This is a genomic window from Vibrio sp. F13 (assembly GCF_020806305.2).
In the GTDB taxonomy this organism is placed as follows: Bacteria; Pseudomonadota; Gammaproteobacteria; order Enterobacterales; family Vibrionaceae; genus Vibrio; species Vibrio crassostreae_C.
On sequence record NZ_CP170176.1, the window covers coordinates 661194 to 680571 of the forward strand.

15 protein-coding genes and 1 pseudogene are annotated in these 19378 nt (G+C 45.2%); 8 read left to right on the top strand and 8 right to left on the bottom strand.

Annotated features, from left to right (window positions below; all coding sequences use genetic code 11):
• Nucleotides 1-63: 63 nt before the first annotated feature.
• Nucleotides 64-1968 carry a fructose-specific PTS transporter subunit EIIC gene (locus LMH68_RS17905; protein ID WP_229648205.1) on the bottom strand — a complete coding sequence of 635 codons (1905 nt, stop codon included), beginning with the start codon at nucleotides 1966-1968 and terminating at the stop codon, nucleotides 64-66.
• A 379-nt stretch (nucleotides 1969-2347) separates the two neighbouring features.
• Between LMH68_RS17905 and LMH68_RS17910 the strand changes: the two genes are divergently transcribed.
• Nucleotides 2348-3187, top strand: coding sequence for a helix-turn-helix transcriptional regulator (locus LMH68_RS17910; protein ID WP_229648206.1), 840 nt, complete (start codon nucleotides 2348-2350; stop codon nucleotides 3185-3187).
• A gap of 17 nt (nucleotides 3188-3204) precedes the next feature.
• Here the strand turns inward: LMH68_RS17910 and LMH68_RS17915 are convergent, their stop codons facing one another.
• Together LMH68_RS17915 and LMH68_RS17920 are read right to left on the bottom strand one after the other, a co-directional pair.
• Entirely contained in the window at nucleotides 3205-3978 is a 774-nt protein-coding gene (locus LMH68_RS17915; protein ID WP_229648222.1) for a PTS sugar transporter subunit IIA, read from the bottom strand.
• A 7-nt stretch (nucleotides 3979-3985) separates the two neighbouring features.
• Nucleotides 3986-4288 (bottom strand): PTS fructose transporter subunit IIB, encoded by a 303-nt coding sequence (locus LMH68_RS17920; RefSeq protein WP_136979973.1) that lies wholly within the window; start codon nucleotides 4286-4288, stop codon nucleotides 3986-3988.
• Nucleotides 4289-4626: 338 nt separating this feature from the next.
• Between LMH68_RS17920 and LMH68_RS17925 the strand changes: the two genes are divergently transcribed.
• Nucleotides 4627-6453, top strand: coding sequence for a fructose-specific PTS transporter subunit EIIC (locus LMH68_RS17925; protein ID WP_229648207.1), 1827 nt, complete (start codon nucleotides 4627-4629; stop codon nucleotides 6451-6453).
• Between the two features lie 126 nt (nucleotides 6454-6579).
• On the opposite strand, the gene LMH68_RS17930 is transcribed toward LMH68_RS17925, so the two are convergent.
• Nucleotides 6580-7164 carry a TetR/AcrR family transcriptional regulator gene (locus tag LMH68_RS17930; protein WP_017061660.1) on the bottom strand — a complete coding sequence of 195 codons (585 nt, stop codon included), beginning with the start codon at nucleotides 7162-7164 and terminating at the stop codon, nucleotides 6580-6582.
• Nucleotides 7165-7303: 139 nt separating this feature from the next.
• Nucleotides 7304-7477: a hypothetical protein gene (locus LMH68_RS17935; RefSeq protein ID WP_017061661.1), complete on the bottom strand. Its 174-nt coding sequence runs from the start codon at nucleotides 7475-7477 to the stop codon at nucleotides 7304-7306.
• Nucleotides 7478-7972: 495 nt separating this feature from the next.
• On the opposite strand from LMH68_RS17935, the gene LMH68_RS17940 reads away from it, so the two are divergent.
• Nucleotides 7973-9952: a methyl-accepting chemotaxis protein gene (locus LMH68_RS17940; RefSeq protein ID WP_229648208.1), complete on the top strand. Its 1980-nt coding sequence runs from the start codon at nucleotides 7973-7975 to the stop codon at nucleotides 9950-9952.
• A 121-nt stretch (nucleotides 9953-10073) separates the two neighbouring features.
• On the opposite strand, the gene LMH68_RS17945 is transcribed toward LMH68_RS17940, so the two are convergent.
• Complete coding sequence (locus LMH68_RS17945; RefSeq protein ID WP_017061663.1) at nucleotides 10074-11237, bottom strand: amino acid permease; 1164 nt, start codon at nucleotides 11235-11237, stop codon at nucleotides 10074-10076.
• Nucleotides 11238-11727: 490 nt separating this feature from the next.
• On the opposite strand from LMH68_RS17945, the gene LMH68_RS17950 reads away from it, so the two are divergent.
• The 3 genes from LMH68_RS17950 to LMH68_RS17960 all read left to right on the top strand — a co-directional run bounded on the left by LMH68_RS17950 (nucleotide 11728) and on the right by LMH68_RS17960 (nucleotide 14318).
• The gene (locus LMH68_RS17950) at nucleotides 11728-12963 is read left to right on the top strand and encodes a MerR family transcriptional regulator (RefSeq protein ID WP_102332218.1); all 1236 of its coding nucleotides are present in this window, start codon (nucleotides 11728-11730) and stop codon (nucleotides 12961-12963) included.
• Nucleotides 12964-13533, top strand: a complete 570-nt coding sequence (locus LMH68_RS17955) for a GNAT family N-acetyltransferase (RefSeq protein WP_102332217.1) — start codon at nucleotides 12964-12966, stop codon at nucleotides 13531-13533. It begins immediately after the preceding gene.
• A 236-nt stretch (nucleotides 13534-13769) separates the two neighbouring features.
• The gene (locus LMH68_RS17960; RefSeq protein ID WP_017061666.1) at nucleotides 13770-14318 is read left to right on the top strand and encodes a carboxymuconolactone decarboxylase family protein; all 549 of its coding nucleotides are present in this window, start codon (nucleotides 13770-13772) and stop codon (nucleotides 14316-14318) included.
• Between the two features lie 114 nt (nucleotides 14319-14432).
• Here LMH68_RS17960 and LMH68_RS17965 read toward each other — a convergent pair whose 3' ends face one another.
• Nucleotides 14433-15860, bottom strand: a complete 1428-nt coding sequence (locus tag LMH68_RS17965) for a PLP-dependent aminotransferase family protein (RefSeq protein ID WP_017064936.1) — start codon at nucleotides 15858-15860, stop codon at nucleotides 14433-14435.
• Between the two features lie 124 nt (nucleotides 15861-15984).
• On the opposite strand from LMH68_RS17965, the gene LMH68_RS17970 reads away from it, so the two are divergent.
• Complete coding sequence (locus LMH68_RS17970) at nucleotides 15985-16884, top strand: DMT family transporter (RefSeq protein WP_102429238.1); 900 nt, start codon at nucleotides 15985-15987, stop codon at nucleotides 16882-16884.
• Between the two features lie 103 nt (nucleotides 16885-16987).
• Here LMH68_RS17970 and LMH68_RS17975 read toward each other — a convergent pair whose 3' ends face one another.
• Nucleotides 16988-17413 carry a DUF3010 family protein gene (locus LMH68_RS17975; RefSeq protein WP_017061669.1) on the bottom strand — a complete coding sequence of 142 codons (426 nt, stop codon included), beginning with the start codon at nucleotides 17411-17413 and terminating at the stop codon, nucleotides 16988-16990.
• Nucleotides 17414-17672: 259 nt separating this feature from the next.
• On the opposite strand from LMH68_RS17975, the pseudogene LMH68_RS17980 reads away from it, so the two are divergent.
• A pseudogene (locus LMH68_RS17980) lies at nucleotides 17673-19311 on the top strand (methyl-accepting chemotaxis protein).
• The last annotated feature ends 67 nt before the right edge of the window (nucleotides 19312-19378 follow it).

Here is a 19378-nt window from a genome sequence, read left to right on the forward strand (position 1 = left end):
GCTCTACTCGATTTACTAAAATACGAGACTAGAGTGGGCTCAAGCCATTGGAGTTGAAATGGCTTAAGCCGCTGCTGTTGCTAGCTTGGCTTTGCGTAGATTTTTAAGCGCGATACAAGTAACCGCAGTCACACCTGCACCTGATGCCATGCACAGCAGTGCCAGCATTGGGTAGTTCATTGCGCCGAGCAGAGCCACAACAGGGCCACCGTGAGCAACGCTGTTGGTGATACCAAATGAGAACGCCATAACAGCTGCAGTCATTGAGCCAAGCACGTTGGCAGGGATAACCGACATTGGATCTTGCGCTGCGAAAGGAATCGCACCCTCAGAGATACCTACTAAGCCCATCGCACCTGCTGCTTTGCCTGCTTCAATTTCAGAAGATTCAAACAGGTCGAATTTACGGCCAAGTCTGGTCGCGATAGCCATGCCCAGTGGAGCCACAGGAATTGCGCACGCCATTGCACCCATGAATTGAGTTTGGCCGCTGGCAATCATGCCGACCGAGAATAGGAACGCCACCTTGTTGAATGGACCGCCCATATCGAAACCGGCCATGCCACCCAGTACAATACCAAGCAGAACCACGTTGCCTGTACTCATGCTGGTTAGCAGTGCTGTAAGAGCATCCATCAGCCCGGCGATAGGTGCACCGATAACAAAGATGAATAGACCCGCGATGAATAGAGATCCAGTGATCGGAGCGATCATGATAGGCACAAGTGGTTGAACGAATTTGTGGTAGTTAAACGAGGTAATCCATTTAACGAAGTAGCCGACTAATAGGCCAGCGATGATTGCACCAATGAAGCCTGTACCCGCGTCAGCGCCATAGAAAGAGCCGTTGTTAGCAATCCAACCACCGATAAGGCCAGGAGTTAGGGCAGGGCGGTCAGCAATCGCGTAAGCAATGTAGCCAGCCAAGATTGGGATCATCAGCGTGAACGCAACCACACCGACCTCTAGGATTTGGTTCCACATGCTGCCAGCAGGAATTGCCATGCCAGATTCACTCGGCTCACCACCAATAGCTAGTGCTAGGGCAATCAAAAGACCGCCAGTCACCACGAATGGGATCATGTGAGATACGCCACTCATCAAGTAACGATAAAGGTCCGAACGCGCTTGTGAGGCTTTTTCTACAACAGATTGGTTGGTCGGTGCTTGTTCAGCTTGGTAGCTAGGTGCATTGAGCGCTTGCTGAATCAAGCCTTGTGCGTTTTTGATTGGTGCTTTTACGTTAGTGCAGACAACGCGTTTGCCAGCAAAACGAGCCATGTCGACCTGTTTATCACAAGCCACCACAATCGCATCTGCGCGTTCGATCTCTTCTTGAGTCGGGCTGTTTTTAACGCCTATCGAGCCGTTGGTTTCGACCTTGATGTCATAGCCAAGAGCCGCTGCGCCTTTCTCTAGCGCTTCAGCTGCCAAATAAGTGTGTGCAACGCCAGCTGGGCAGCCTGTCACACCAATGATGAAGCCTTGTTTCTCAACGTTGTTTTCCGTTTCTGAAGGCTCAGGTTTGCTAAGCAGTAGTTCTAATGCTTCTTGTTCAGATTGAGCATTCATGAAGCTTTCGATAAAGCCTTCTTCAATCAGTTTTGAAGAAAGTTCTGCCAGTACTTCGATGTGGTGATTATCGCCGCCATCAGGAGAGGCAATCATGAAGAATAATTTTGATGGCTGGCCGTCATCTGCGCCGTACTCGATACCCTGTTGATGGACACCGATAACAACCGCGGGTTTAATCACCGCAGCGCTTTTCGCGTGTGGCAGAGCAATACCTTCTTCAAATCCGGTATTACCTTGTTCTTCACGAGCCTTAATGTCGGTAAGAAACTGTGCTTTGTCTGAGATTCTGCCTTGTGCGTAAAGCACGTCTATCAGCTCTTTAAATACGTCTTCTTTTGAATTAGCGCTAAGCGAAAGCTTAATCAAATCTTGATTGATCAATGTCGTGATCATAATGAACCCCTACTCTGTTTTTATTTTGTTAGGGGTATTCTGGAATCTACGGCTTGCCTTCTGTAGTGAAGAAAAAATGCATTTACTGGATGATTGTTGCCTTATAAATGGAGTGTGATTTTGATCGGTTAGGAGTGCCTGTTTGGGGGAGTGTTGACAGCTTTTATGAGGTTATAACGCTTTTATTGATAAGGGCTTAGATTGATTTTTCTATCATGATAACAGTGTTCTAAATCTGGCCTTAGACTGGAGATTTATTTCCACTACTGGATTTTTGTAACCTAGATCTCAAATTGTGATTTTGCTCAATAGCGCTATGTTTCACTAAGGAGTATATCTATTCCCGTAGCCTTATTGCTGCTTATAAGAGTTCGAAACAATGATATTTCATGACCTAATCTCGTCGGTATTAAACGAGCGAGAACCGTTTCATAACATCTGGTTTGCGGGAGATTTTCACACGCCTTCAGCATTCAGTTATCAGGTGAACTTTCCGCGTTTAGAGCTGGTGCTAGACGGAGAGTATATTAATGAAATGGAGAGTCATGATCGCAAGATCACTAACGTTATTGCCAAAGCCGGAGACGCTATTTTCATCTCGCCTAACTGTTGGAATAAACCTAACTGGGATACTGACTGCTCAGTGTTGAGTATGTTGTTTGGTCGTCGTCAGCTGGGTTTAAGTTTGGTGAGTAAGCGCAAAGGGGAAGAGAGCTTTTACGATATTCAAAAGCACAGTATTCAGACTCGCTCTGGGTTTGCGATTGATAACATCTTGGAGGCGCTCAGCTCGTTAGCGAGAGAGAGTAACAAGCAGCCGATGGATGAGTTATTGCTGCAAGCTCTACTGCAATACAGTAAAATCATGCTGGAAGCGCCCGTAGAAAAATCTCATAGCCGAGTACAGGATGTGTATCAGGGGATTTGTATCTACATTCAAGAGAACTTCCACCGCCAAATCACCCGAGACAGCATTGCCTCACGCTTTAGCATTTCATCCAATCACTTGTCGCGAATGTTCCGTCAGCAAGGCCACATGACGCTAGCAGAGTACATTACCCGCGTGCGGGTCGATCGCGCTAAGTTCATGCTCAAAAAGTACAACTTCAAGCTCAATGAAGTGGCAGTGCGTTGTGGCTTTAAGGATGTGAACTACTTCTGTCGAGTGTTTAAGAATCGCACCGGAAGAACGCCGACCGAATATCGAGGATCCATCTAGAACTAACGAGCTGGTAATCAAATCAGGCGTGACGAGATGTACATCAACAAGGCTTGCAGGTCGACACTGCTTCGGGTCTTTTGCAGACGCTCATTGACCTGATCGTGAAGCAGGTTTCGAGTTAGGTTGGTCGCCGCAATAATATGTTCTCGTTGTGGTTTAGTTGGCAGAACGAGTGCAATAGCAACGTGCACTTCGCCGATACGTGATGCCCAGTCAATCGGGTCGTCACTGACGATAACCGCAATCGAGAGATCTTGAGTCGATTCAAACATCACATGCGGCAGTGCGATACCTGGTGACACGCAGGTTGAAGAGCGTTCCTCCCGCTTAATAAATGTCAGAATCAACTCATCTGGGTCTTCTGGATAAACAAGGTGAGCGAGCCCTTTTAAGCACTCAAATTTGGTCAGTTGGGTTTGCGCCTTAGCGTGGTGCCATTTGATGTCACAAGGCGGGCATATTTGTGGCATTCGCTGGATTAAATCTTTAGAGAATTCATGGTTCACTTGTGAGCCAACCATGTCGTAATGCTCAGCAATGACATCTTTGAGAACGAAACAGGCCAGCTCCGCATCAATCCCAACCGCGGTTATCTGACACAAATCACCACGAAGTAAACCTACTTGCAGCATCGCAACGGATTTGGAGAGATCAGCGGTTCGATTTTGAGTGATGTTGATAATGCGGATGTTGCTTTTGAACTTCTTCGCTAAGCGAGTCAGCGGCTGTGCGACATGTGAGTTCGCGGCAGGATCGTTAACGAAGAAGGTGATCTGGTATTCGTTCATCAAAAGCTTAAGTTCGACAATGCTTAATAAAAACTTTATCGACACTCAACAACACCTCTTCCATTGGAACAAATACGGTTTTAGCTGGGTCAAATCGGCTTAGTTGTCCGATGTCGATATCAGAGACGATCAACACCTTGTCTGCGAGGGTAATATCTTGGGCTGTCAGTAAGTTTTCAATACCCATAGCGCCTTGCGTCTCAACCTTGATTGAAACGTTGAACTTAGGGGCTGTTTTATTTAGAGCATCAGCTGCCATATAGGTGTGCGCAATGCCTGTAGGGCACGCAGTTACCGCTACAATTCTCATTATTATTCTCGGCTTAATCTCGTCCCTGTTACGTTACAAAAGCTACCTTTCAGAAGCTACCTTGGAAAAGCTATCTTGCATGGAAAATCCAGTATAGAAAGCTCGCATAAGGGAGGGGCGATATTGTTATGGGTTCTGTGGATTTTATGGATTGGCGTTTTTTATTCCAAGGTGAAAGTCACACTCTGAGTTCTTGGTTACAATAATCCAGTTAATGCACCTTTCGTCCTATATATTGAGTGCCTTCACACCGTTAATCTTTTCATCTTATTAACCTTATCTCTAGGTTAACAGATACTAATTACTTCAGTCTGAAATCAGGCGAGGCAGAGCAGCATATGGATATCACCAACATTATCGAGCCCGAGATCATCTGCTTAGATTTACAAGCAGACTCAAAACAGGCGGTATTTGAAGAGCTTGTTGAACTGCTCGACCGTGCCGGTAAGCTCTCCAATAAACGTGAATTCCTTGATGATATCTGGAAGCGTGAAGCCATCGGTAATACAGGCTTTGACGATGGTATTGCGATTCCACACGCGAAAAGTACTGCCGTAGCTAAACCAGCTGTGGCGGTAGGTATCAGCCGATCTGGCATCGATTATGGCGCAGACGGCGGCGAGCTGTCGGACGTGTTCTTTATGCTCGCTTCACCAAACAACCACGACGACCACCATATCGAGGTACTAGCTCAGATTTCGACCAGACTTATCGAAGATGGCTTTGTTACAAAATTAAAGGCGGTGGAGTCGGTCGAAGAAGCTCAAGAGCTGTTTCTCGAAGCCAATTTTGAACCTTTCGATAGTTACGCCTCTAGCCATCATGAAGTTTATGTCGAACCATTAAGCCCTTGGGCACAATCTCTTAATCGTCTTAAAGAACACTTGTTATACGGCACCTCACACATGATTCCATTCGTGGTCGCGGGTGGTGTGCTTTTGTCTTTGTCGGTAATGATGTCGGGTCATGGCGCAGTGCCTGAGAGTGGCGTTTTGGCTGACATCGCACAAATGGGCATCGCAGGGTTAACCCTGTTTACCGCCGTGCTGGGTGGTTACATCGCGTATTCAATGGCCGACAAACCGGGTTTAGCGCCCGGTATGATTGGTTCTTGGGTCGCGGTCAATCAATACAACACCGGTTTTCTCGGTGCAATTGTGGTCGGCTTCTTTGCGGGTTTTGTGGTGAATCTGCTCAAGAAGATCAAACTGCCAGATAGCATGATCTCGCTGAGCTCGATCTTCATCTATCCACTAGTCGGCACCTTTGTTACCTGTGGCGCTGTGATGTGGGTGATTGGTTCTCCTATTGCCCAAGTGATGCTAGAGATGAACCAGATGCTGACTGGCATGGCAGGTTCAGGGAAAGTGGTGTTGGGTAGCATTTTGGGTGCGATGACGGCCTTTGATATGGGCGGCCCGATCAACAAAGTAGCCACGCTGTTTGCTCAAACGCAGGTGAATACTCAGCCATGGTTGATGGGCGGTGTCGGGATAGCAATTTGTACACCGCCACTCGGCATGGCATTGGCGACTTTCATATCACCGAAGAAATTCAAACGCGACGAACGCGAAGCCGGAAAAGCCGCAGGCATCATGGGAATGATTGGCATCAGTGAAGGCGCGATTCCTTTTGCAGCCGCCGATCCTGCGCGCGTTCTGCCTGCTGTTGTTGCTGGTGGCGTAGTTGGTAACGTGGTCGGCTGGATTGTGCTGCCGGTGGTGGATGGCAAGATTGGCTACATCATTGGCACACTCGCAGGGGCTCTTACCACGGCTTTAATTGTAATACTGCTGAAAAAGAACGTGGTCGAAGGCGAAGCGAATTCTAATCAGTTCACGGGTGGCTCGGTAACGGAAGAAGGGCAAGCGGAGGTATTGGCGATTACTTCTTGTCCGTCAGGCGTTGCCCACACATTCTTAGCAGCGAAATCCTTAGAAAAGGCGGCGCATCATCTTGGGGTTCGGATTAAAGTCGAAACGCAGGGTGCCAACGGAATAGGCAATCGTATCACGCAGAAAGATATTGAAAGGGCGAGGCTGGTGATCTTTGCTCACGACGTGGCGATTAAAGAAGTAGAACGCTTTGCGAACGTGAAAACGTTAGATGTCAGTACTAAGGAAGCGATGCTTAATGCTCAGGCGTTGATCATGAGAAAGGTGTAACTCTTTAAACCGCAAAGTTTATCATCTATAAAGTTAACTAGATCAAAACTAAAAAGACTCCGCTCAGGCCGGTTAAGGTGAAAGTGGAGTCTTTTTGTATCGCTTTCTAATGTATAAGTTCAGCCCTTAAAAAGGGTGGTACTTAAATACGTCTTCAACCATTGAGTTGAGCAAATCGATATCGTCACAGGTTTTGGCGTAAGTACGCAGGCCTGCGATTTGAACCTGAACATGACGAGCAAGTTGAGTCGGATCGCGCTCTTTGCTGATCTCACCCAATTCTTGTGATTCTGAAATCAGCTTGGCGAACTCACCTTCCATTATCTTGAGTGACTTCTTCGCTTCTGCTAACAGTTCTGCGTGTTCATCAGTCAGTTCTGCGACCGTTTTAGCCAACATACACATGCCGTTTGGTGCGCTCTGTTTCGATTCGACAACCGCACGTTTTACGAAGTTTTCCAACGCTTTGATAGGCGATTCGGTTTCACTGCGGAAGCGGTTCAGATTCAGGATGCCAAGTTCGGTATAGCGAGCAAGCGTCTCTTTAAACAAACCTTCTTTGCTGCCGAACGTCGCGTAGATGCTGCCCGGACGCATATCAATCACGTCTTGCAGGTTGCGCATAGAAGTCGCATGAAAGCCCTTTTCCCAATACAGGTTCGTTGCTTTATCTACTACGTCTTGTCTATCGAACTTAGCGGTCTTAGCCATAACATCTACTTCATTAATCTGAACATATGTTCAATATTTTATGCTGAACGCCCGTTCTAGTAAAGGTGTGTTTAGCTGCTTTGCGCAGGCTTAGAACATCAAAGAGTTAATAAAACATCCAGATCATCAGGAAATAATCTTAATCATCAATAACTTCTACGGTCTTGTGCTGAGCGCCGTAGTAGGTGCCTTCATCGATGGTGTACATCAATGTTGCTTCGCACTCTGGACAATCGAATTCCTCATTGGGTTCAATAGCCGCTTCTTCTACCCATTCCCAACCGATATGTTCTTCGCAAGCGGGACAATCCATACAATATCTCTAAGTTGTTGTCGCATATTTATTGCGAATCTCTACTTTGATAATTCGGCATTATACATATTTAGTTAACGAGGAATAGACAGTTAATCAGCGCAGAATAGGGAGTTGATTAGTTGTGAATCAATCGCTGGTGAGCGTTGAATCTATAGTTAGTTCTGAATATATCGTTTTCTCTGAGCACATAATTGGTGCAGGCCTACACCTTTTGGGTAGTTAAAGTGTGTCAGATTTCAGTCGCTTACGTCAATAAAATGTTGTCGCATGTGTTTTGGGTATCGTTAGGTCGCTTAGCTAACAGTTTTATCGGTAAATCAATGAATTTTGTAAGGTTAAATGTTACCTTCATCGCATCGCGATCTGTGTGGCACGGTAATTGATGCACATTGATCAAGTTGAATAATTATACAGTCACAATTGAGGCGCATCTTATTAAGGGTGTGCGAGTTAGATGACTGAAAAGATTTGTTAGCTGCTAGGGAAATGATAATGAAATTAACCGATATGTCTTTTAAGCAAAAAATCATCGCTTTGCTTATTTTACCGATCTTGGGATTTCTATGGCTTAGCGTTTCTGCGATTTCAAAAGGCGTAGAAACCACCAGTGAATTGTCTTCATTAAACCAACTTACCCGTTTGTCGGTTGTGTACAGTGAACTTGTGCATGAGTTACAAAAAGAGCGTGGAATGACGGCTGGGTTTATCGGCTCACAGGGCACTAAGTTTGTCAGTGAACTACGTGCACAAAGAGCCAGTGCAGATAATAGACGTAATCTGAAAACCGAATACTGGCAATCTGCTGAAATCGATTTACCGCAGATCACTCGGCTGAACACTGAAATAAGCCAAAGCCTAAATCAAATCACTTCTATTCGTAATCGAGTGGATTCTCAATCGATTCCTCTGTCTGAAGCTTTGGGTTACTACACCCAACTTAATGCAAAGCTGCTGAGCGTATCGGCGTTAATTGCTGAGCTTAGCTCTGATGCTGCCATCACCACTGAAACCATCGCTTACTACAACTTTTTACAAGGTAAAGAGCGAGCGGGTATCGAGCGTGCTGTCCTAAATAATACCTTCTCTAAAAATGAATTTGGCCCAGGCATGTTGGTTAAATTCATCTCTTTGGTGACTGAGCAAAATACCTATTTCTCAAACTTTGAGGTATTGAGTAACCCAGCTAACGTTCGTTTCTTTGAACAGCAATTGAATGATCGTTCGGTGGCAGAAGTAGAAAAGCTTCGTGGTTTGGCTGAATCTAAGATGAGCGGTTTTGATGTTGATCCTGTGTACTGGTTCTCGCAATCTACCGCTCGTATTGTTCAGCTAAAGAAAACAGAAAACCACCTAGCAGAGTCGCTTATCGCACTGACAGAGAAAAAAATGTCAGAGGCGCAGTCTGCGATGATGATGAGTATTGGTCTGTTTGCTTTGATAACCTTGTTCGCGACCTTCGTGAGCTATAAGGCGATCAGCGACCTGACGATGAGAGTAAAAGATCTTACAGTGATGTTGTCTAAGGTTCGTAATGACAACGACTTAACAGTTCGCGCTAAGTTCGTTGGCAACAGCGAGCTTGGACAGATCTCTTCGGCACTCAACGAAACGCTAGAGAAGTTTTCAAACGTTATCGACAACCTGTCTCAGTCGAGTCTGACCTTAGCTTCAGCCGCTGAAGAAACCTCACAAACCTGTCACTACAATTCGAACACGCTAGTGCAACAACAAGACCAAATTGGCTTGGTTGCGACGGCGACAGAAGAGTTATCAGCAACGGTAAATGAGGTGGCGGCTAAAACTCAGCAGACAGCAAGTTCCGCTAAACTGGTCGATGAGCAGTCTCAAGAAGGTTTGAGTACGGTTCAAAACTCTTACCACTCTATCGAAAAACTGGCATCTGAAATTAATGATCTAGCGGAAAAGATCACGCACTTACACGAGAGCAGTAATAACATCAACAGTGTGATTGATGTGATTAAGTCCGTCGCTGAACAGACTAACTTGTTAGCATTGAACGCGGCAATTGAAGCGGCAAGAGCGGGTGAGCAAGGTCGTGGATTTGCGGTAGTGGCTGATGAAGTTCGCACGTTAGCACAGCGTACTCAGCAGTCGACAGCTGAAATTGAAGGTTTCATCAGCTCGTTACAGTCTGATGTGCAAACCGCGTTTAATGTAATTGATAACAGTCAGAAGATGTCGTCTAAAGCGGTTGAGGATTCAAAAGAGGTGGAACACACCTTACAAGGTATCTCAGCATCGGTGAGCGAGATCTTTAGCATGACTGAGCAGATCGCAACCGCTACCGAAGAGCAAGCGGTAGTGACTCAAGATATTGCTCAAAACGTCATGGCAGTAGAGCAGAAGTCGACAGAATCTACGACAGGTGCAACGCAAATAGCTGCAACAGCCAAAGAACAAGCTCAGTTAGCAGCTTCATTGAAAGATATTGCGAGTACGTTTAAGAGCTAACTAGCAAGCACTCCAATAAGAAGTAAAATGCCCGTTAGTCTCTACTTTTAATAGCAGGACTAACGGGCTATTTGTATCTGCTGTCTTCTAAATGGCAACAGATAGTCCATTCAATGGGGATCTACCCCATAAACCAAGACACGAAAATCAACGCACCAAAACCAAATGTCGCCATTAATGCCGTGTCGCCACCGGCTGCTGTGTAGCTGCCTTCGGTTTGTAGGTGAGGGAAGTCAGGTCTGCGAACCTTAACTACCATTGCGAGTGGGCCCCAGATAGCTAGGAACACCAGGACCATGCCTGCATAGTCCAGCATGCTTACAAACTGGCTAGCGAACAGCTCAGCTAATACCAAAGGTAAGATGAAGGTTAGCGCATAAGCCAACGCTTTGTTGTTGGTCACCGCATCTTTGTTTTGGTCGTAAAGCGCCATCGACACGCCGAGGAAAGAAGTCACCAAGGCCAGAGCAGAGAACAGAGCGATCACCACTTTCAACCAAGCAGATTGGCCGCTGAACGCAGAGATCAACTCAGAGATATTGTGGAACTGGCTTATCGCGTCTGTGCCAAGGTTGCCGATAATCGCGAATAACCAAGTTAGGTAGCAAATTAATGGAATCACTGAGCCTAGCAGAATCATATTGCGGATCTGCTTTTGAGTTGCTTCACGGTTGTAGATAACCAGTGACGGGATCACCACCATAGAGGCAAAGCTAGTAAAGATAACTGCGCTGTATTGCACCACGTCGTTGGCCGTGTATTGGCTGGTTTGAGTTAGGTAATCAAGGCGAATGTTGCTAAATAATGACGCGATAACGATAAACAGCATCACGACCATCAAGATGAATAGCCCGCGATTCAGTTTGTCGATATAAGACTTGCCCGAGACGACGATAGCACCCATCAATAGGCTGAAAATGGTATACGCAACGGATGCTGATACATCGACACCAACGTCGAGCAGTAGCTTATGAATGATGTCACCGACACCCAAGATATAAGCGATCAACATGCATACTAGCAACAGGTAAAAGAGTGCATTGATAAAGTGTTTACCTTTGCTGCCCAGAGTGAGGTAAGCAACACTGCTCATGCCACTGTTGTCTTTAGTTTTAGTGCATGCTTCTGCCAGGAGGAGTGCAGAGTATGTGGTGCCGATAAAGATAAGTAGCATCAGCACTGAGCTGATCATGAAGCCAAATTGGGCCAACACCATGGGAATAGCGAGCATGCCAGCCCCTAATGCAGTTCCTGACAGAATCAAAGAACTGCCGAATAATTTCATATTCAAGAAAAACAACCTCAAGCGATCCAATTAAATTTTGTTTGGATTGTAAATAATTGTTTCCAAGACTAACAAAATACTCAGTAAAGTTAGGGGTTAATTTCTAATAAATTTTGAATTTTTCTAAAAAATTTAAGCAGGAATTTCTGGTGTATATGTGTGGTTGATTTAAGTATTCACTCGGTGAGTTTATTTATCGTTTAGTTAACGTTCGTCCATTATTGAATGATTTAGAAATTGGCAAAATTCAGTTAAAAAGAAGTATGTTTATGAGCTAATTGTTTTCAATTCATCAAGTTTAATACTTCTCCTTTCCTGAATCCCGTTCAGGCAATGTCGATGACTAACCGTTCTATGGGTAAAAGACACGCTCAGATCGCTTTATCAATTTGAAGGTAAATAGGTAAAGAACGAGAAAAGTGTCGAAAATTCTGTTGACCTGACTACAACTTCATAGTTTATCTTTACTACTGAAATGAGGGAGAAGTGGATGTATCGCATATCTGAATTAGCGGAGCTCGTTGGCCTGAGCCGTTCAACGCTTTTGTACTATGGAAAGTTGGGTTTGATAGAAGCTCAACGCACCAATAATGGTTATCGAAGTTATTCCGAACGCGACTTGCAGCGTGTGAAATTGTTGCAGCAGTTACAAGCGGGTGGACTGACGTTGAAAGAGTGTCAGGCGTGTTTGGATGCCAAGGTTGACCGCTCCTTGTTACAAAACCGACTCGAACAATTGGACGAAGAGATCGCTCAGAAACAGCGTTCGAGAGATCTTTTATCGGCCTTGTTAGGCGAGAGTGGTTTGCAAGATTGGCATGAATCGATGGACAAGGTGGCGCCTGATGCGCATCTCGATTGGCTCATTAAGCAAGGCTTTGATGAGAAGCAAGTACTGCGACTGAAATGGCTTTCAAAAGACATGAACGATCATGACCAGTACATGGCGGATTTTGAGGTGATCTTTGAGGGTTTACAGCGTTTAGGGCCAGGAACAGCGGAAGATACTTTAGCGGCGTTGGTACACGTTTCGGTTTCTCCTAAACGTGTGCTTGAGATCGGTTGTGGTAAAGGTATTGCCACCTCTGTGTTAGCGAAAGCCTTAGTAGAATATCAAGTGGATGTGCAAATAACGGCGGTAGATAATGATCAACCGAGTTTAGATGTTCTGACTCAGCAAGCACGGGTTCTTGGCTTAGAAAGCAACGTCAAAACCGTATGCGCGAGCATGATGGATCTGCCGTTTGAAGCTAAGTCGTTTGACCTAATTTGGTCGGAAGGCAGCGCTTACATCATGGGTGTTGAAAAGGCGCTAAAGCAGTGGCGAAATTTACTCAGTGATGACGGCATATTGGTCGTTAATGATTTGGTGTGGAATACCGAACAACCTAACGAATCGAGCAAAGCGTTCTGGCAGAAAGAGTACCCGGACATGACGACGGTTTCCGAGCGTATTAAACAGGCAAAAGCAGCGGGTTATGAAATTTTGGATCACTTTGCAATGAGTGACGCTGGTTGGCTTGCGTATTACCAGCCCTTTCAAAAGCGAATAGAAGCGCTTAAAGCAACGATGCCGAACTCAAAAGCGCTCGTCGATTGCGACAATGAAGTTAAACAATTTTTCGATAGCAGCACATCAAAGAACGGTTTGGGTCAAGAGCCTTCGAAAGGTTCTGAACAACGTGATTTTGATTATCAGTTCTTTGTGCTCAAGAAATTAAAGTAAATGAGTAACACCATGAAATTTAGGCAATATAATTCAAATGAAATCGAAACGATCACTCAAGTTTTCACTCAAACCTTTACGGATTCAGAAGGTGAGAACGAAGGTAAAACTTTGGGTGAGCTTGCCAACGATCTTTTAACGACCACAGCTCCGACAGAGCTATTTTGCTTTGTTGTTGAAGATGATTCTAGTGAGTCGGATGCGGATAGTACGATTGTAGGCTCGATTATTTTTACGTCGCTTTCATTTGACGATGAAACCAAGGCATATTTGCTTTCGCCAGTCGCGGCGAGCACTCAGGTGCAAAAGCGTGGTATTGGTCAGCGCCTGATTAACTCCGGTTTGCAGCTCCTAAAAGAGCAGGGTATTGAGCTTGCAGTGACGTACGGTGATCCTAACTACTATTCAAAAGTGGGCTTTGAGCAAATTACCGTTGAGCAAGTCCCTGCGCCCTTTGAATTGAGTTTCTCTCACGGTTGGTTGGCTCAATCGTTGACTGGTGGTGAAATTAAAGTAACAAGTGGCAAGTCGAGCTGTGTTAAAGGCTTGGCCCACGCAGAATATTGGTAGCCGCTTGCAAAAAAATTGAGAAAAAGAGAAAGCCCATCAGGTGTTGCCTGTTGGGCTTTCTTGTTATGAACGAAGACATTCTTCTGGCTTCAATGTATAAATTGAACAACTGTTCAAAATAACACTTGAACGATCGTTCTTGTTTGATCTATATTGTTTTTACACCAACGGAGAACATTCATTAATTGCTCCGTGATTGAATAACTTTAGAACCGAAAATTGATAGGGATAGAGCAATGAGCAACTTCAAAATTCACTCAGTAGAATCCGCGCCAGAGCAAAGCCAACCTATTCTTGAGGGCGCTAAAAAGCAGATGGGCAGAGTGCCGGGCTTGTTTGGTGTGTTGGCTGAATCTCCAAACACACTTAAGGCTTACACTCAGCTTCATCAGGCGTTTAGTGACTCATCTTTCGATGCTGAAGAGCTAACGGTTGTTTGGCAAACCATCAACGTTGAACACGAATGCCACTACTGCGTTCCTGCACACACTGGCATTGCACATTCAATGAAGGTTGATCCTGCAATCACCGAAGCACTGCGTAATCGCACAGCTTTACCCACTGAAAAGCTGCAAGCCCTGCATGATTTTACGCTGAGCATGGTACGTAACCGCGGCAATGTGCCTGAAAGTGAAATGGCAGCATTTTTCGAAGCGGGCTACGGTCAGCAACAAGTGCTAGAAGTGATTCTTGGCCTGTCTCAGAAAGTGATCAGTAATTACGTAAACCACGTTGCTAAAACGCCAGTCGACAAAGTTTTTGAACAGTTCGCTTGGCAAGGGTAATCGTATTTAACTAACCATCGTATTTAAGCAACTCAAGATATTATAATGATGAAAGCCCCACTCAGTTGAATGGGGCTTTGTTGTTTTGGTCTAAATGGTAATTAGAAAGGTAACCTAACGCACGTGCTTAGCGATTATTTTCGCTAGTGTCACAACCCCTTCTTTCCACTCTTTGCTCTCTTCAATGTTGGCAACAGTAAAGCGCAAGCAGTGTTTATATTGGTCGTTGGTGCCAAATACTGTTCCGGGTAAAATCCCCAACTTATGCTTTAAACAGTCTTGATAGACCGCGTAGCTATCGACCGATTCAGGCAGTGTTATCCAGTTTAAAAAAGAGCCTTCCGGTTTTGATAGGTGGTATTGCCCGACAAGGTGTGGGTGGCTATCTAGTGCTTGTATTAACAGGCTTTGGAATTGCTTTTGGTTGGTTTGGTAGAGCCGTTTCATTTTGGATAAGTGGCTGCGATATTTACCGGTAGTGAGGAATTGCCCTACCGCGGATTGCATCAGGTTTGAGCTGCCCATGTTGTCGCATAAAAGGTACTTTTCGACTAAAGGTTGGTAGCGTCCCGACAATAACCAACCGATTCGCAAGCGTGAGTCTAAGGTTTTAGACAGTGAGTTGACGTAGATGACTCTATCTTGGTCATCAAGCTCTTTGAGGCTAGCGATTGGTGTATCGAACGCCAAGCTACCGAACACATCGTCTTCGATAATTGGTAAAGATCCGGTGATCTCCAGTAATGCTTTTCGATTCGCCAATGGCATTCTTGAGCCGGTTGGGTTAGTAAAGTTTGGCGTTAGCAGTAAGGTTTTTACTTCCCATTTGTCCAACGCGCTCTGCAGTGATGGAATGTCAATGCCATGGCTAACACTGCTCGGGATTTCTAAAGCTTGCAAGCCAAGTGATTCGAGCAACAATAAATTACCGAAGTAACAAGGTGACTCGACTGCCACGATGTCACCCGGTTTGGTGAGCGCACGTAGTGCCAAACTGATCGCCTGTTGAGCACCATGAGTAATCGCAATCTCTTTGGATCCCGCAGGTACGCCTAGATCATGGGTGATCTTTAACAATTGCTTTACTAATTGCTCGTCGCCGGGAGGTAATTGGTAATACCCAGGCAATTGAGTTTGTAATCGACTGTGGCGACCAATCTCGGCATACAAGCTACGAATCGCAGGGTTGTTTATGTTCGGGTGCGCAGAACCTGCCAACAGTTTCAGGCGGCCTTTCGGGCGAGAGAGTACCGATTTGGTGACAGATAAGAGGTCCACTTTTTGAGGTTGGCTTGGTGTATCCCAGCAGGTGGTGTTCGGTGTCTTTACGCGATAGCCAGATTTAGGTACCGAGTAAACCCAACCCGTTGCTTCGAGTTCTTGATAGGCTCGAATTACGGTATTTTTGCTTACGCCAAGCTGTTCGCTTAACTGGCGGATCGAGGGAAGGCGATCGTCTGGATGAAAAAGTCCTTTATCGATCTGAGCCTTAATATGTTGTTCGGTAGCAAGGTATTTATTGCCGCTGAGTTCTGCTTCCACGTGTTTCTCCCTCGTTGTACACTCTCAATCTGTAACCATTTAAAGTGTTATATCTGTATCTTTATTAGTTATCTGTACCCAACTAAGGTAACAGCATTGATGAAGAGTTGACCAGAGGTTTGTAATGCTGATTAAAATGATTCCGTTTGTGTTTGTAATATTGTGGTCGTCAGGTTTTGTCGGCGCACGTCTTGGTGTTGAATATGCCGAACCCGCAACATTACTTTCATTGAGGATGGTAGCCAACGTGGCGCTGTTCTTGGTTTTGATTGCAATCCTTAAGCGTCGTATTCCTCGTGGTCGAGCATTCTTCCACGCAAGTGTGGTTGGCATCTTGATTCATGGTTTCTACCTTGGTGGCACCTATCTGGCGATTGATATAGGTATGCCCGCCGGGTTGAGTTCTCTACTTGTTGGCTTACAACCGATTCTTACCGCATTGATTATGATCAGCTGTACTTCGCAGCGTTTTAATTTTGCACAGTGGTTGGGGTTAGCGCTTGGTTTTGCGGGTATTAGTTTGGTGTTGATGGGCAATATTGAATGGCAGTCAGACGACCAAAAAGGCTTGGCAACGTTATTGTGTTTGGTTTCTTTGGTGGGTATTACCTGCGGCACTTTGTATCAGAAGCGCTTCTGTCAGGGGACAGATATGGTCGGCGGTGCGATGGTGCAATATTTGGCTTCTGCCGCGTTGTTTCTGCCGTTCGCAATGCGTTACGAAACTATGCAAGTAAACTGGACGATAGAATTCACGTTGACTCTAATTTGGCTGGTGGTCGTTCTGTCTTGTGTTGCCATCCTATTGTTGCTTTACATGGTAGAGCACGGTGCATCTTCAAGTGTGGCTTCGGTCTTTTACTTGGTGCCACCGACGACAGCAATCCAAGCGTGGCTTATTTTCGGTGAGTCGTTCGACATGTATGGCGCGATGGGCTTTGCTTTGTCTGCTGCGGCGGTTTATTTGGTGGTGAAAAAGCCTGAGTTAATTAAGGCTCGTAGGCGAACAGTGTTAGAGCGGTAGTTTGTATACCAAACTCATCCTACTAAAAATCGATGACTAGAAACAAAAAAGAGCCTGAATATTCAGGCTCTTTCTATATAAAATATTGGCTAGCGACTTTTGATTAGCGTTTCATCAAACAAGCGTAAGCCGTTGTAAACGGTGCTTCTTGGTATTGCTTAAGGCCGGTCTCTTTGAACTTCATCATAAGAGGGTTGCGCTTAAGGCTTTCTTTGATTTCAGCTGGAGACACAACGGTTACATCTAGGCCGTCGATTAGCTGAATTGCTGCTTCAAGTTTGAAGCCGAAACCACCGCCAGCAAATTTGCCTTTAGTCTGACGTTGGCGAATTACAACTTTTTCTACTTGGTAATCTTCCATTAACTTTGCAAAAGAGAATTGAAAGTCTTTCATATTCTGTGTGTCGTTTGCGTCGCTAATCGCAACCTTAGAAACTCGGCAATCAGGAATGTTAAATACGCCGTCTGACAGAGAAAGAAGACAGATGACTGCATCGTTACCTTTGATTTCAACACCACAAATTTTCATGTTCTTACCTACTTATTTTAGAGCCCTACATTATGGTGTTATTTCTAACACTTCTCCAGTATTTGCGCGTATCAGCAGCAAATAAGTCTAAATCAGAGAGTATTTTAGTCGCCGAAAGTTAACCTTTGATTGAAAAAACATCACACGAATTTACGGTATCGTTTTCTATGAGATGAAGCTCACAAAAGCTTAGCGGGATTTTATATGTGTGCTGTATATTGCGCACGCATCCCTATTTGAAGTGTGGTTATTAATCCCAATGAATATCAATAATCTTTCGATTAAGAGTAAAATCGCGATCCCGCTGTTGGTGATTGTGATTGTTTTTTCTACCGTTACTGTGCTCAACGTTATCAGATCAAATGCTCAAGCTGCGATTAATAATGAGCTCAATAATGTGGTTCAGCCCGTGTTAGACAATTTGGAAGATGGGTATCGTGACATTTATCAAGTTATCGCTTCTGCTCAAGGTCTATTACTCTCGAAAGACCAAGCGGCGATTGAGTACCAAAAATTTGAATTTAAAGACAACGCTTACAAAGCGGTTCCTCGTTTTGAAAGTGTCGAAACCTTGTTATCAAGCGGGCGTGTTGGATCCATCTTCACGTGGCGAGTTATCAAAGCTTGTTAACGCGATGAGCAAGTGGGTGGCACTGCACGAGCCAATGTTCGCTGATCCGGCAAACGCAGACCAATACAATATTGATTACTCACCAGCGCTTGACGCAGAGTTTGCGATCATTCGTACTCAATTGCGCGATATCCGAACTCTGATCGAATTGAAACAGAAAGAGCTTCGCCAGCAAGCCGATGACTCTATTGAATCAAGCAAGTTGATCATTGAAGTGGGTATGGCAGTTGCTGTTTTTGCCGCGCTTTTTGCTATGTGGTTATCGAATCGCTTTATCGTTCAGCCAATCCAGAACGTAGAGAAAGCGATGAATGAGATCGCATCGGGCGACGGTAACTTGTCTCAACGTATGAAGGTCGAAGGTAATGATGAGATCGCTCGTTTAAGTTCTGCTTTCAACCAGTTTGTTGGCAAGATCCATGTCACCGTGGAGCAAGTTATTCTCACATCGAACGCAGTACGTGGCGAGATGGAAAACATCAAATCACTCACGCAAAGTGTTGCTGAATTCTCGTCTAATCAACAGCGAGAAAGTGAAGTGGTCGCGGCTGCAGTTCATGAAATGCAAGCAACCAGTGAAGTGGTGAGTGGTAACGCATTAGATGCGGCAACCGCAAGTAAAGTTGCAAACCATGAAGTGGAATCGGCCGATACTACGCTTGGCTTAACTGTTACTTCGATTGAACGCCTTGCGCAAGATATCGAGAACGCGGGTGGTGTGGTTCAAGAACTAGATACAGACGTGAAGAACATCGCCTCAATCCTTGGCGTGATCAAAGGTATTGCAGAACAAACCAACCTACTTGCTTTGAATGCGGCTATTGAAGCGGCACGAGCGGGTGAACAAGGCCGTGGCTTTGCGGTTGTGGCTGATGAAGTTCGAGCGCTTGCGAGTAAAACTCAAGACAGCACTGGCGAAATCCAATCAATGATTGAACGCTTAGAAATGGGTGCTAAACACGCGGTTGGTGTGATGACTGAAAGCAAAGTGAGTGGCGAGAAAACCATTGTTCAAGCAGGAACTGCAGCATCTTCATTGAGTGAGATTCGTAACTCAATTGGCAAGATGAATGACATGAACACACAAATTGCTACGGCGGCTTCGCAACAGTCTCAAGTGTCTGAAGAAGTGAATAAGAATGTTCAACGCATCGCTGAAAGCACCATGCAAATGGTTGAGATGGCAAGCAGCGCAGAAAATGCATGTATGGCATTGGCTGAACAGTGTGAAGCGCTAGATAGCCTTGTGTCTCAGTTTGAAGTGTAATTTTCAAAATTAGACAGACGAATATGAGCTGATAATGGTTGCTCGTATTGAGTCCCATTAATCAGCG